Origin of the sequence: Prevotella corporis DSM 18810 = JCM 8529, from assembly GCF_000430525.1 — a bacterium.
Lineage (GTDB): Bacteria > Bacteroidota > Bacteroidia > Bacteroidales > Bacteroidaceae > Prevotella > Prevotella corporis.
This window is the reverse complement of record NZ_AUME01000026.1, coordinates 1-14,580: the sequence shown is the minus strand read 5'-3', so window position 1 is coordinate 14,580 and position 14,580 is coordinate 1. Positions and strand designations below refer to the sequence as shown.

Annotated in this window: 14 protein-coding genes; 12 read left to right on the top strand and 2 right to left on the bottom strand. The window is 42.1% G+C overall.

The window, feature by feature from the left end; translation table 11 throughout:
* Positions 1-3 precede the first annotated feature (3 nt).
* The 12 genes from H515_RS13735 to H515_RS0105725 all read left to right on the top strand — a co-directional run bounded on the left by H515_RS13735 (position 4) and on the right by H515_RS0105725 (position 13,199).
* Positions 4-3,318, top strand: a complete 3,315-nt coding sequence (locus H515_RS13735; protein WP_051274685.1) for a phage tail tape measure protein — start codon at positions 4-6, stop codon at positions 3,316-3,318.
* A 7-nt stretch (positions 3,319-3,325) separates the two neighbouring features.
* Positions 3,326-3,556, top strand: a complete 231-nt coding sequence (locus H515_RS0105780; protein WP_025876445.1) for a hypothetical protein — start codon at positions 3,326-3,328, stop codon at positions 3,554-3,556.
* A 148-nt stretch (positions 3,557-3,704) separates the two neighbouring features.
* The gene (locus H515_RS0105775; RefSeq protein ID WP_028901698.1) at positions 3,705-4,913 is read left to right on the top strand and encodes a Clp protease ClpP; all 1,209 of its coding nucleotides are present in this window, start codon (positions 3,705-3,707) and stop codon (positions 4,911-4,913) included.
* A gap of 20 nt (positions 4,914-4,933) precedes the next feature.
* Positions 4,934-5,995 carry a hypothetical protein gene (locus H515_RS0105770; RefSeq protein ID WP_025876454.1) on the top strand — a complete coding sequence of 354 codons (1,062 nt, stop codon included), beginning with the start codon at positions 4,934-4,936 and terminating at the stop codon, positions 5,993-5,995.
* Positions 5,996-6,008: 13 nt separating this feature from the next.
* Positions 6,009-6,605 carry a hypothetical protein gene (locus H515_RS0105765; protein ID WP_025876456.1) on the top strand — a complete coding sequence of 199 codons (597 nt, stop codon included), beginning with the start codon at positions 6,009-6,011 and terminating at the stop codon, positions 6,603-6,605.
* A complete protein-coding gene (locus tag H515_RS0105760) occupies positions 6,606-7,040 on the top strand; it encodes a hypothetical protein (RefSeq protein WP_025876458.1) in 435 nt (144 codons plus the stop codon). It begins immediately after the preceding gene.
* 22 nt (positions 7,041-7,062) lie between these two features.
* On the top strand, positions 7,063-8,235 hold the full coding sequence (locus tag H515_RS0105755) for a hypothetical protein (RefSeq protein ID WP_028901696.1): 1,173 nt from the start codon (positions 7,063-7,065) through the stop codon (positions 8,233-8,235).
* Positions 8,213-8,734 carry a DUF6712 family protein gene (locus H515_RS0105750; RefSeq protein ID WP_025876464.1) on the top strand — a complete coding sequence of 174 codons (522 nt, stop codon included), beginning with the start codon at positions 8,213-8,215 and terminating at the stop codon, positions 8,732-8,734. Before H515_RS0105755 ends, H515_RS0105750 begins: the two co-directional genes overlap by 23 nt.
* A 3-nt stretch (positions 8,735-8,737) precedes the next feature.
* Positions 8,738-11,683: a CotH kinase family protein gene (locus H515_RS0105745; RefSeq protein ID WP_025876466.1), complete on the top strand. Its 2,946-nt coding sequence runs from the start codon at positions 8,738-8,740 to the stop codon at positions 11,681-11,683.
* An 18-nt stretch (positions 11,684-11,701) separates the two neighbouring features.
* A complete protein-coding gene (locus H515_RS0105740) occupies positions 11,702-11,971 on the top strand; it encodes a hypothetical protein (protein WP_025876468.1) in 270 nt (89 codons plus the stop codon).
* 242 nt (positions 11,972-12,213) lie between these two features.
* Positions 12,214-12,768, top strand: coding sequence for a glycoside hydrolase family 108 protein (locus H515_RS0105730; RefSeq protein ID WP_025876471.1), 555 nt, complete (start codon positions 12,214-12,216; stop codon positions 12,766-12,768).
* Positions 12,768-13,199: a hypothetical protein gene (locus H515_RS0105725; protein ID WP_025876473.1), complete on the top strand. Its 432-nt coding sequence runs from the start codon at positions 12,768-12,770 to the stop codon at positions 13,197-13,199. The genes H515_RS0105730 and H515_RS0105725 overlap by 1 nt, the downstream gene beginning before the upstream one ends.
* Positions 13,200-13,267: 68 nt before the next feature.
* On the opposite strand, the gene H515_RS13045 is transcribed toward H515_RS0105725, so the two are convergent.
* Together H515_RS13045 and H515_RS0105715 are read right to left on the bottom strand one after the other, a co-directional pair.
* Positions 13,268-14,272, bottom strand: coding sequence for a site-specific integrase (locus tag H515_RS13045; RefSeq protein ID WP_244870063.1), 1,005 nt, complete (start codon positions 14,270-14,272; stop codon positions 13,268-13,270).
* On the bottom strand, positions 14,256-14,580 hold a 325-nt coding region (locus tag H515_RS0105715; RefSeq protein WP_028901695.1), incomplete at its 5' end, for a transposase. The genes H515_RS13045 and H515_RS0105715, both read right to left, overlap by 17 nt.

Sequence of the window (14,580 nt, the reverse complement as noted above, 5' to 3'; positions counted from 1 at the left end):
GCTATGAGTACAGAAGAAGAGAAGATATTAAATATCAAAGTGAAGTATGAGGACGCTATATATGGTATTCTCAGATACAAAGAGAAGCTACAGGAGTTATCGGAGACGGAGAATAAGTTAAAAGATGACTTCAAGAATGGCAAGATTACCTATGATGAGTATGCTACAACCATTACTGCTATTGGTGAGCAGGTAAAGGACTATAAGGGTACCGTCAGGGAACTATCAAAGGAAGTACAGAATAATATCAAGACGGAGAAGGAGCAGGAAGGCTCTTTGAGGTCTTTGAGAGCGCAGCTAAGCAACGCTACAAAGGCGTATGACAGCCTTTCGGAAGCTGAACGTAAGGGAGCAAAGGGACAGGAGCTAAAGAGGCATATAAACGAAATTACGGATAAATTAAGGGGCGCAGAGGAAGAGACGCAGAGGTTTTATCGTAGTGTAGGTAGCTACGAGGAAAGCATCAAGTCTGCCCTTGGTGTAAACAACAACTTTGCCAATTCTATTATGCAGATGGCTTCAAATGGAAAGGGGTTATCTGGTGTATTCGATGGAGCGATAACAAGTGCAAAGGCTTTTGGTTCTACGCTTATGGGCTTTATGACGAATCCTGTGTTTCTGTCTCTGGCTGGCATTGCAGGGGCTGGTGTGGCTTTCAAATGGTTCTTTGACTATAACAAGGGAATAGAAGAAAGCACGAGGCTTACAAAGGAGTTTCTTGGGCTTACTGGTGAAAATCTAAAGGCTGTAAGAAGTGAGATACAGGCAACGGCTGACACATACGGTAAGGACTACAAGGAGACACTGGAGGCTGTCGATGTCCTGACTTCGCAATATGGATATGACACGCAGGAGGCTATCAAGATTATAAATGATGGTTTCCAAAGCGGTGCGGATCTTAACGGTGATATGATAGCTAAGATTAAGCAGTACGCCCCTGCTTTCCACGATGCTAATATATCAGGCAAGGAGTTGGTAGCTACTATCCAGCAGACACGAAGCGGTATCTTTAGCGATAGTGGCATGGCACTTATCCAGATGGGTAGCAAGAAGATTAGGGAAATGAGTACAGCCACGGCAGGGGCTTTGGATGCTATCGGTATAAGCTCTAAGAAGGTACAGGCCGACTTGGAGAGTGGAAGCAAATCAACCTATGATGTTATAAAGATGATTAGCACGCGGTTGAAGGAGTTGCCCCAGAACTCACAGGCTGTGGGTGCTGTCTTGAAAGATGTCTTTGGCAGACAGGGGGCTAATGCCGGCTTGAAGATGATTGAGCAGCTTGATACGATGAACACAGACCTCGAAAAGCTGAAGGACACCACAGGAGAGTATGGAGAGAAGATGAACGAGCAGAGAGAGGCCAATGAGGAACTTAATAGGGTTCTGGCTGCTATGTTCGATATGAGCGATAAGGGCTTTGGAGAAATGCTTATCTCGGTTAAGACTTTGACGATACAGGGTATTACTAAGCTACTGAAGGGGGTTATAAATGTTATCAACTACTTTATTGACTTATACAATGAGAGTAAGGTCGTAAGGGCTGGAGTGCAGGCTATTGTAGTGAACTTCAAACACCTATGGAGTACGGTTAAGTTGGTGTTTAATCTGATTATCGATGCTGTTAAGGGTGTCGGTAGGCAGTTAAAGGGATTGGCTGATATTGTAGAGGGTATCGTTACTTTCTCCTTTGATAAGATAAAGAGTGGTTTCAACCAGATAACGAGTAGCTATGCAAAGACAGTCAAGGAAGGCTGGAAGGATATTAAGAGCTTTGCAAAGGAGGGGGCTGCAAATACGATGGATGCTATTAACAGTGTTATCAAGAACAAGAAGATAGCGCATATCGAGATACCTATTGCGGTAGCCGGAGAAGCTGATAAGAGCGGCGAGAGCGTTCCAAATGGCAAAGGTGGGATAACTACAAAGAAGGGAAAGAAGAAAGGCAAGAACGGTAAAACTGGGAAAAATAACACTATCTCTGCCAAGGAAATGGCCAAGAAGGAGGAAGCGGAGATAAGGAAAGCCGAGGACTTGTTGGCTCAACTGGTGGAGCAGACTGCAGAGCAGAGAAGGAAGCAGATCGAGGTGCAGTATGATAGGCAGATAGAGGATTTACGGAAGAGGCTGGCGACCGAGAAAGGGCTATCTGTGAATGCAAAGAAGGCTATCACTGCACAAATGGTTGCTTTGGAGCAGATAAAGGAGAAGAAACTAACGGAGTTTGATTTGACCGTTAAGGATGAGGCTATCAAACGGGAACAGGTCTATATTCAGAATATGCTTGCATCTGTCGAGAAAGGCTCAAAAGAAGAATATCAGCTAAAGATTAAGAATATCAAAGCAGCTTATCAGTTGGAACTTGATGAGGCTACTAAGCAAGTGATGAGTGAGAAGGAGAAGAATGACCTACTCGCATCTATCAATGCCAAATACTATGAGCAGGAGCAGCAGGCGTATAGGGACTACCATAACAAGCTACAGGAAGAGCAGACGAAGGCTATAGAGAACCGTTTCAAGGCTAAGATTTTAGAGACACAAATCAACTCTAACGGTACGGATGAGCTGGGTGTGTTGCGGTTACAGATGGAAGAGAAGCAAGCCCTACTGGAAGCAGCACAGCAGAAAGAAGGAGAGACGATAGAAGCCTTTAATCTTCGTAAGTTGCAATTAGCAGAGGACTATCGGCAGGCGAAGAAAGCTGTTAACGATAAAGAGGTTGAAATAGAGAGAGGAAAATATGAAGCTATTGCGGGAATGATAGGAGCTACTCAACAGGTAGCAGAGGCTTTCGGCGAGCAGAGTAAGGGAATGGCCAAGGCTTCAAAGGTTCTTGCTTTGGCTGAAATAGCAATAAATACTGGTGTTGCTCTGGCGCAAGGCATAAAGCAAGCCCAAAGCGTACCTTTCCCTGCGAATATAGCAGCTATTGCAACGACAGTGACTACTATCCTTGCAAATGTGGTTTCGGCTATCAAGACTGTTAAATCAGCCAAATTTGCCTCTGGTGGTCTGGTTACTGGTCCGGGAAGTGAGACGAGCGATAGCATACCAGCGCATCTCTCTAATGGAGAGAGTGTACTAACAGCACCAGCGACACGAATGTTTGCCCCTGCCCTATCAGCGTTTAATCAGATAGGTGGTGGCGTGCCTATCATAGGACAAGGCGGAAACTCACAGCAGATTGGCGAGGAGTTCTTAGCACGAGCTGTAGCAAGGGGTATGGCGATGATGCCGAGGCCAGTGGTTAGTGTAGAGGAGATAAACAGCACTGCTGGAAGAGTGGAGACGATAGAAAGGGTTGCAACGATTAAATAATAAAATTATGACACAATATGATTTGTTGAGGACAGCGGAAAGCCTGCTAACAATCCTTACTGCAAATGATATAGATGCAAGGGATGTGAAGTATTTAGATTTATATAAAGACTTCGTTCGATTGAAGGAAGAAGGGCACAAGGTAGGCTATGTGGTCTATTATTTGAGCCAACAATACGAATGTAGCGAGGCTACCGTTTACAGAGTGGTTAAGAGAATGACGCAAGATATTCGATAGTTTTCATACGATTTGTTTTAGTTACGAGGTGTTCTGTCTGTGAAGATAGGACACTTTTTTATTTTTCGCAGGGAATGAGAGTAAAGAATAAGAAAAGTAAAGACTCTTTTTATAAATATAAAGTAAATTTGTGGATAAAATATATACTATGGCAGTACTAAAGATTTATAATGACATTCAAACCGAGAATGAAAAGAACATTTGCAAGTTCTGGGGTGATGTCGAGGGTGTGTGCTTTAAAGATGTTGATGAGTTCTGCGAGAGCATCCCCGATGATGATAATGCTATAGATGTACGATTACATTGCGATGGTGGCTCTGTCGTTGAGGGATGGGGTATTTATGACCGATTGCGTGCTACTGGCAAGGTGATAACTTGCACGGTGGAAGGTAATGCAGCATCTATGGCTACGGTAATTTTGATGTCAGCCCCTAAAGAGAGGAGAAGGGCATATAAGAGTGCGCTAATATGTGTGCATAACCCGTGGGTGCCAGCTTATGCCCTGGGTGATACTCTTACAGCAGCAGAGCTGGAGAAGGCTGCATCGGATCTGAAAGAGACACAAAATAAAATGCTCGACTTGTATGTGGAGCGTTGCGAGTGTAACAGAGAAGAGATGCAAGCTCTGATGGATGAAGATAAGTATATCGGAGTTGATAGGGCTATGGAACTCGGCTTGATAGGAGAAATAATTGCCCCAGCTTCAGCCAAGAAGCAAGGGTTAGTGTTTAATAACAAAAATAATAAGAAAATGGCAAAAGAAAAAGATGAGAAGGTAGAGGTGAAAGCCTCTTTACTGGACCGTGCGCTGGCGAAGCTGGGTTTGAAAAACATTGACGAGCTGGCAAAGGGTATGGATTTATCCACGAGTGATGGTCAGACACTGACCGTAGAGAGAGAAGAAGGCGAGCCGCAGGTTGGAGATAAGGCAAGCCCTGATGGAACGTTCGTTATGCCTGACGGTAAGACTATCGTCGTGAAAGGTGGTGCTATTACTGACATTCAGACCTCTTCCAATGGAGGTGATGAAGGAGGTGAAGGCTCGGAGCTGGAACAACGTGTTGCGGAGCTGGAAAGCGAAGTGAAGGAGTTACAGAAGAAGCTGGAGACCTCGGAGAATGCTCGTAAGCAGGCAGAAGCTATGGCTAAGACGCAGGAAGAATTACGCATCCTCAATGCTGTAAAGATTGCAGGGGGCGAGAAAGCGTTGGCGAATATCTCTTCAAGCTACAAGCCTGCACCACGTAAACCAGAGGGAACGAACGCCTCTAAGAAAGCAGAGGAACAGGAGGTTGAGTCGCCTATGCGAAAAGAGATTGAAGCCCGTAGGAATGGGACTTACAAGAAAAAGAAGTAAACTAAGAAGGAGAAAAGAAAATGACAAAGTTTTTTGAAAACATTTCGGTAAACCCGAAGGATGTTACGGACCTTAAAGAGGTTATCCCTTTGAGTATTGACCAAGATGAGGAATTTCAGCGTTTCACTCACCTGATGAAGGTGAAGAATGGAGACCCAGTAGCCTTCCTCGGAGATATGGATGATGTGGGCATCAAAGGAAGCGGTTGCGACCCGACATATCAGGAGGTGGGTATCGCCAACTCACAGAAGCGCTGGACGCTGGGTGATTGGCAAATCCCAATCAAGATTTGCTACGAGAGTTTAAAGGGCACGATAGCCGAGTACACATTGAAGACTGGTACACCAGTCGGAGATTTGACGAGTACAGAGTTCATGACTTATATCATCCGCCCAGCTCTGGAGCGTCAGATGAAGAGAATGATTTGGCGTTTTGGTTGGTTTGGAGACACTGGGGCAAAGGATGTTGCAGGCGGTGGTACTCTTACCACTGGTACAAAGACAGAGCTTTTCACAACGTGTGATGGTCTGTTTAAGCGCATCTTCACTCAGTGTGCAAGCAAGTCAAACCAGCTTACTGCTATTGAAGCAAACAGCAAGACCACATTTGCAGAGCAGAAGAAGGCTATCCTCGGTAAGGGTGTAGCTACTGGCATTCTTGATAATCTGCTGATGGATGCAGACAGCCGTGTATCTGCTGATAGTGGTGCGGTGGTACTGCTTACAAAGGGTTTGGCTGATGCTCTGACCTACGACATCAAGAAGTGCTATACACAGATTATGCCGTGGGAGACTATTTTCGATGGTCTTGATGTGGCTACCTACAACGGTGTAACGTTGGCACGTGTGTCTATCTGGGACCGTATGATTATGGCATACGAGAACACCGGTACAATGCTCAACAAGCCATATCGTGCAGTGTATGCAAATATCAACCAGTTGCAGGTTGGTACTGATGCAGACGGTCTGATTTCAGACCTCGATATTTGGTTCGATAAGAAGGAGCGTAGAAACTATATCTACTCTACTGGTCGTATCGGTACACAGATTTTGGAGGATGATATGTTCCAAGCAGCTTACTAAGGAGGATTAAATTATGGCAGGAATATGTGATAGTATTATCAATAAGGGCATTGAGCAGAATTGTGAAAGTCCTATCGTAAAGGGTCTGGAGGCCGATGCGATTATCTGCAATCGTGCAGATGTAGATTTCTCCCAGTGTGTGTTTGATGAGACCTTCAAGAATATGTTGAAAACGTTAATCTTGAAGAGTGGAAAGAAGGGCTATCCTGTGGTACAACAGGGTAGCAAGCCTTTCACCGGCACAAAGATTTCATTAGCTACTGGAACGTATCGGAATACGTTCACTAACGAGATTGCTATTGCCGTGCTTGATAATGGTCCAGATGTGGCACAAAACATCATTGACGGACTTGCAAACGGCTCTTTCGTGCTCATTACTAAGAATGTGCATAAGGGAGAAGGTGGAAAGGCAGAGTATCAGGTCTATGGTTATTATCAGGGCTTGCGTGCTACGGCTATCGAGAGTGATAAGTATAGCGAAGATACGGACGGAGGTTGGCTTGTAACCTTACAGGAGACGAGCGCACCAAAGTCTGCTTTGTTCTACTACAACAAAGACTCTAAGACTACGGAAACGCAGTTTAAGAGCTTGCTAACAGAAGCCGGATAAATGGAACTGGCCGAAGTAAAAAAGACTATCGAGGATTTGAAAGGGCGCTTTGATGCCCCTTTCGGATCTTCTGATAAGACTACGATAGAAAACCTTTATTATGAGGTTATCGGTAAGACTTTCGTACCCACTTCGTGCCAACAGTGTTACCATGATGGGCTTATAGAGATTTATCATTACATAAAAAATAACGGTAAAATGGCAGAAAAACTTAATTATAGATTGAAGGCTGGAGCTATTATCAACTGCCCGGCGTTTATGAGTGGTAAGGTGTTCTCGAATGACAATCTTACTGATGATGTCGCAGAGAAGTTTCTGAAGCAGTTCCCTGACAATGTAGAGTTATTCCAGAAAGTGCCCAAGGCTAGCGGCGCAGGAAAAGGAAAAGTACCCAAGAAGGATGCCACCGGCGCAGGAACTGGTGAGGATAAGTAAAGATTAGAAAGAAGGGCGAAAGATGAATGTAAAGACTGCAAAAAAACCACAGAAGCGTGTAGATGTAAACTACGAACAGCGTTTTAAGATGCAACGCTATGGTAGCGATAACCTCTATCCACAAAATATCGTGGATATTACCAATGCGTCAGGCACAGCTAAGTTATGCCTATCCCGTTACGAGAAATTTGTAGAAGGCTACGGCTTCAATAACGAAGCTTTCTCAGAATGGAAAGTAAACAGAGACGGGGTAACGATGGATGACCTTCTGAAAAGCGTAGCAGGAGACCTCACCCGCTTTGGTGGTTTCGCTCTTCAAATTAATTACAATGTTCTGGGGCAGGTAACGGAGGTTAATTACCAGCCTTTTGAACAATGTAGGTTGGAAGAGACGGACGATGCTGGGGTGGTGTCTCATATCCTGACACATATCGATTGGAAAGGCGAAAAGACAAAGAACGGTCAACGGCAGATGGTGGAAGATAAGAATATCACCAGATTTCCTGTATTCGATCCAAATCCAATGGTCGTAATGAGACAGATAGAAAACTGCGGAGGTATTGATAATTATAAAGGGCAGATATTGTGGCTATCTATGGATGGTAAGTATCAATATCCAACACCTATTTATGACGCTGTCATAACGGAAATTTCGACCGATGAAGGGTTGGGAAATATTAAGTATCGGAATGTTCGTAACAACTTCCTTGTAGCCTGTATGCTGGTCACCAAGAAGGGGCTGCCTCGTGTAGATGAGAACGGTAAGGAGGTCGAGCAAAAGATGATTTCCGATGAAGATATGAAGCAGTTTCAAGGAGATACACGAGGTTCAAAAATAATGATGGTTGAGCTGGAGAATGACGAGGACGAGCCGAAGGTGGTTCAGTTCCCGGCACGAAACTTTGATAAGGAGTTTACGGTAACTGATGAAAGTGTGGTCGAGCGTATTTATTCACAGTTCCATCAGGAATTATTCTACTCTATCCGTATCGGTAAGCTGGGGTTCTCTGGTAATGTTATGCGTGATGCCTACGAGTATTATGCTGGTGAGGTTACTAATGAGCAAAGATTTATCGAGAGAGCATTTACGATGCTGTTTGCTAATTGGTGTGATAAGATGATACCGCAAGATTTCTCTATCAAGCCATTAAAATATATCTCTGCTGATAAAAATGATAAATATAATGGCGAATGAGCATTTAATAACGGTAGAGAGGTTCAAGGAACTTGCTCGGCCTACATCAAAGCATATTGACGATGGAGAAGTACAGACATTTATTCGTGAGTGTGAAGATATATATATTATTCCGGCTATTGGTTTGGCGCGTTTCAAGGCTTTACAAGAAGATGAGCAAGAGCCTAAAAATATAACGTTGCTTGACGGTGGAGAGTTCACGGATAAGGGGGGAGGGTTAAAGAAGTGTTCAGGCTTACGGTTAGCCCTTTCTTATTTCGTGTATGCTAAGATGGTAATGTCAGATGGAGGATTGCTCACCCGTACTGGTTTAATGCAGCATAACGATAGCTATGCGTCCAGAGAGGACGATAAAAACAGGGTGAGGATGTATAACGATGCTATGGAAGTAGCAGAGACCTATCTGGGCTCGTGCCTGGCATACTTGAAAAGTGTAAAAGGCTCGAGTGTAAAGCCAGTAAGAGGAACGAGATTAAGAATTCATGCTATAGGAGATTAAAAGATGACAAAAGTAGAAGACTTGCGCATACTTGCACAAACAATCAAGAATGAAACTAAAGTAGGTGGTAACACCGCTGAACGTGTAGGCAATGCCTTTGAAGGCATTGCAGATGCTCTGGAGGGCAATGAACAAAAAATTAATGATATTTCAAAAAATACCATTAACAAAAAATCTATAGAACAAACCGCAGGTGACAGCGAGACGAGTGTGATGTCACAGAAGGCAGTGACAGAGGCACTGAAAAAGGTGAATATAAAGACAAAAGACGGCAAGACGCTGCAGGATGTGTATGATAATATAATACATATCAAATCTGAAAAGAAGGAAGAAGCCCCATTAGTCTATGAGCTGATAAAAGATGTTATTTGGGATTATCAGTACAATCAGAGTTCTTTAAAGGGCTATACATCTGCTGTAATTGATATTCCTAATGATGCAGAAGTTATTTTATTAATGGCTGATTCTTATAACTGTTATACTGCATTTACTGATGACAACAGAAATGTTATAGGAAATAACATAAGAATATCTGCAACAGACGGATTAGTAAGATATGAAGTTCCCAAAGGAGCGACAAAGCTATATGTATCAAACATCATATATGCATCATATATCAAGAAGGTAGGTATTGCATTTACAGATGAAAAGTCTACATCAGACGGAAGCATGATTCCTACCAGTATAGTAACATCTGAAATTTCCAATATGCACAAAGGCTACCCGTTTGAATGGGCAGACATGGATAATTATTCTAATATCGGTTATTATACAGGGACAAATATATGGCACGAATCTACGCACGGTCATGCTATTAAAGTAATTTCTGGAGCCTATTATGAATTAAAGGCAAAGAAAGAATACGATTTTAAATTCATGGTTACGAGAAATCTTGCCAAAGGTGAATATGTACAGATGTGCAAAGGGCTGACCTTGCAAACCGTCCCCAAAGGAACAACCATAACAATTCATATTCCATCTGACGGAAAGTATTTATTTGTTGATAATGGAGCGTCCTATACCGATAGAAAAACAGAGAATCTTCCATCTATAAGATTGGTTGAATATACATCTTGTGAAGAATATAATATTCTTGACGTAACTGATAAAATGCCTGTTATTAAGTCCCAAAGTATTATAATCAATAATAATAATTGGGTGTGGAATTATGGAGGGGTTGCCATCAAGGTAAAGTCAGGGCGCAAGTATTTGATAAGGACAGATAGAACTTGTAGTTACAAATATGTGAAAAGCATTTTTGTAACTCAGTTTGAAAATAAAATACTATATGCAGATGTGGTAATCGCTTCTCCTAAATACGATGGCTCATTTGAGAAGAACGCTCCTCAGTATATAACAGTTCCTGAAAATGCAGAATACATCGTTTTTGATAACCCGAAAATAGAAAATATAAAGATTAGGCTTACAAGTTATGTGGATTATTTGGATTTTATGAAAGATATTGGCAGAGACTATTCTTCAGATAAGAAAATTCAATTACCATTCCCGTCTGTAATGCCGAAGGTGAACATAAATATTCAAGACACATCGAAAGAAAAAACAAAAAAAATAAACACTACAATAGAGTATCTCGATGCCAATGGAAACTATTTCATCAAGCCATGTACGGTCAAACTTCAAGGTAATACAACAGCTGCCTATGTGAAAAAAAGCCAAGCCGTAGAAATCACGGACGGGAGTAAGATCAGATTTGGTAATTGGATATTCCTTGATGAATTTCATTTGAAAGCATATTATAATGATGCACTCAAATGTTATAACAATGTAGGTTATGACATTGCAGAAGATGTGATAAGATATGTAGATTCAAGACCATGTCGGCTCAAAATGAAGAATACTACTATTAATAGTGGTGAGGCCGATGTGTCACTTGGATATAATAATGCCTTGTGTCACCCATCGTGTTTTCCCGTTATGTTGTACTTAGGTCAGGAATTTTATGGCATCTATTCTATTGCTATCAAGAAAGACAGAAATAACTACCTGATGAAGAAGAATAATAATCGTGAAATTCATTTAGATGGTACTGTGTTGTTTGGGGATACTCCTAATTGGACAAGCTTTGAAATAAGGAATCCAAAAAGCAGAAAGGGTGGTAAGGGATTATATCTTACTGATGGTACAACTCTTTATAACGGTGATGCTCCACAGGAAATAATTAGCAGTGATTCTGACGCATATGATGCGGTTAATGAAGACCATATATATACTGATAATGTAAAAAAGGCTATTGTCGATTTTATTCAATCTCCTTTAACATTGCAGAAAGTCGTATCAAAAAATACAGATATAGCTGCCATTAAAAAAGAGATAGAAAAACATTATGATGTAAATGCAATCATCACCCACCTTGTCACAAGTGACTTTATAGACAATTACGACGGTTATACAAAGAACGCAGAATGGCTTACGTACGATTCAAAGATATGGTCTCCATCATTCTACGACATGGATTCCCTGTTTGGCAGACACTATACAGGTTGGCAAGTGTTTCATAACCCTGATTATCATGCTTTCACATACGGTTCTGCCGTTACATGGAAGAAAGGAGATTTCAGAACACCGTATGGTATAGTGATGAAGTATTTTTTTGAAGAAATCAAAAGCACTTATAGAAGGCTCCGTAATGCCGGTATTCTTTCTGTAGATAATGTCATGAATAAAATCTATTATTATGTTGGAATGATAGGTGAAGAAGGGTATAAGGAAGAGTTAAAAAGATGGGCATTGTGCCCTGCATTCAGACCTGACAAGAATACCGCTGTAGAGGGAGATAAGTTCCCTGATGGCACAGTGTATCCTGATAAGACCACTTATCAAGATGGTACAATGACTAACAAGGGTATGTATGACACACCAGAGCGTATAAGGCTTTGGATGCAGGACCATGTTAGCTGGCTTGATATAGAATATCAATATACAGAGTAACTATAAAAAAAATGACAAATGGATAAAGGAATACGAAACACGCTTTTGGGTGTTTTGGGTACGGTTATAATTGCATTCGTTGGAGCGTGGGTGCAGTTAAACTCTCGTATCTCCATTTTGGAGGTGCAAGTGAATAACGACCACCTGCTCTATAATGAGAACAACAGAAAGGCTCAAGAAAATATGAAAGAGATTAAGGATAAGCTCGATGAGATAAACGTTAAGGTAACGCACCTTAACGATGTCAAAATGGACCGTCCAGATATACCGAAAGGAGGTGGTATTTGAAACGTTTAAAGACTTTATCAGGGAGGTGGAGGGCTACTACACCCCACTTCTTTAAGCGAATAATTTATATAGGTTCCATAGTTAGTGGTGTCGCCCTTGCTATACATGTAGCTCTGGTTGCTGGTGGTGCTGTCGAGCCTCAATGGTGGCAGGATGTATATCCTTATTTAATTGGAGTTCCAGCAGGTATGGCTGCGGTGGCGAAACTGACTAAGGAGGATAACGAACAAAAATAATAGAGTATGGCAAAATTAGATGTTTTAGCACCTTTCATATTTAGCTTTGAAGGTGTTTACGGTAATGACCCCATAGACCGAGGAGGGGCAACGAAGTATGGTGTAACGATAGCCACTTGGAAGAGGCAGGGCTATGACAAAGACCGAGACGGAGATATAGATGTCGAGGACTTGAAGCTCATAACCCTTGACGATGCCAAGATGATTATGCGCAAAAACTTCTGGAACAAGTGGCAGGCTGATGCTATTAAAGACCAGTCTATCGCTAATTGTTTGGTCGATTGGGTTTGGGCTTCAGGTGTGTATGGAATTAAGATACCACAGGCAAGGTTGGGTGTACTTGCTGATGGCATGGTAGGACCGAAGACTATTGCAGCCTTGAACAAGCAAGACCCGAAAGAGTTCTTTGCGTGGCTGAAAGAGAGGAGAAAGGTCTATTTAATGAAATTTGTGCAAAACCAACCAGCACAAAGAAAATTCCTGAAGGGATGGCTCAGGCGACTGGATGGCATTAAGTATGGTTTACTTGTTTATAACAATGGAAAGGAGGTGCGTTTCTGATGAAGAAGTTATTAGGAGTATTCTGTGTGACGCTGGCTGTGTGCCTATTGGCTGGCTGTAGGTCTACAAAAGTTGCACAGACGCAAATCGTACATGACAGCGTTTTTCAGACGCGAGATAGTATAGTTGTTAGGCTCATAAAGGATAGCGTCTCTGAACGAGAAAAAACGACTATACAGACGAAGCACGACACTATCAATGGGACAGACACTGTTTTCGTTATTCGCGAGAGAGTCATAGACCGATGGAGAGTGCGGGCAGACACTGTGCAAAAGGTGGTCTATATTAAGGCAGCACGAGATAGCATATATATCAAGCAGCCTGTGCAGAAGACAAAAGAGGAGAAGGAAAAATCACTATCAAAAAAAATCTTTATTGCCTCGTTAATAATCTGGATAATAGGTTTCGTGTACTTACGATTGAGAAAATAATATAGATGGTGTGGTACTGGCAAGGTATCGCACCATCTTATTTTAATCAGTTTTGGAGAATACGGCGTTCAATTCTTTTCTGTAGTAACTTGTATGCCTACGAGATTATCGAGTATTTGACGGAAAGCAACGTCGGCATGCTTTCTCATAATTTTTAAGTAGTTAAAAATCGGTCGGTTGTTCTTTACAGATTGACCGATACAATACTCTAATACTTCGAGGCTAATACCGAGGTCGAAACCATGCTGAACAAATGATTTTCGTGCTGTATAATAGCATACCTTTCGGTAATCTTGTATATCGATATCCTTTGCTAGGCTCTTTATTGAGCGAGTGACATAGGCGAGAAAATTCTTATAAGAGAATTTATAACCGAAATCAAGCCTGCCAGTATTACGATTCATCCATTTGCTTATTAGTTCCTTTGCCTCTGGCTGGAGAGTGAAAGAGATGCGTTTATCGGATAGTTTCATGTTACGGGACTTATGTCGAGTATATTCAAGAACAGATACACCCCGAAAATCTATCTCGAGAAGGTCTATAAGGTTGATGCCTCCGAGATAATAGGAGAGCATAAAGATGTCACGAGCGATCCTCTGTTTCTTTAATCGTGGTTGTGCGTCTCTGATAGCTCGCACATCTTCTACTGATATATCAAGCTCACGTTCTGGGTCTGCTGGTCGTTTCCAATACGTAAAGGGGTGTACGCTATAGGTAACGAGTTGCATTCTTATGGCACGATTAATGATTGTACGGGTCATTGAAAGGGTCATACTGATGTATGTTTGTGATACCCCTTTTCGTTTTAGCCAACGTTCGAACTCTGATATAGTAATAGTACTTATTTCGGAGAGAAATACATCACCGCCCGTAAATTCAAAGAAGAGTCTCAACGAGTTTTTAAGCATGCCAGCATAAGAGCCACGTCCATCCTCGATGAGTTCCTTCTGATATTGCTCTGATACCTGCTTAAATGTAACCGTTGAGGAATGAGTACGCATCGACTTGAGGAGGTCTCGAAGTTCCTTGCAGGTATAATCTTGGCTCAGTAGAAAATCAATGGGGATAGGCATATAGTTTTGCAATTCTGAATAAAAAGAACTTCTTGTCTGCCACTCCTCTTAGATTGGCTCGGGAAAGTTTAATTTTTGCATTGAACGATTCTGCCATGGCATTCGAAGATCTGTTGTTATAGAAGTTCAATATCTCATCATAATGCTCGTAGAATGTGGCAGCAATCACATTGAATGAATGGAAGTCTGCCTCTTCAACTTTATTGTACCACCGTGCCATGGAGAGCCTGGCTGCATCCTTGATGGTGTTCTTGGCGAAGATTATGCGCAGTGAGTGGCACAGTCCGTATGCCTTTTGGATGTCCGGA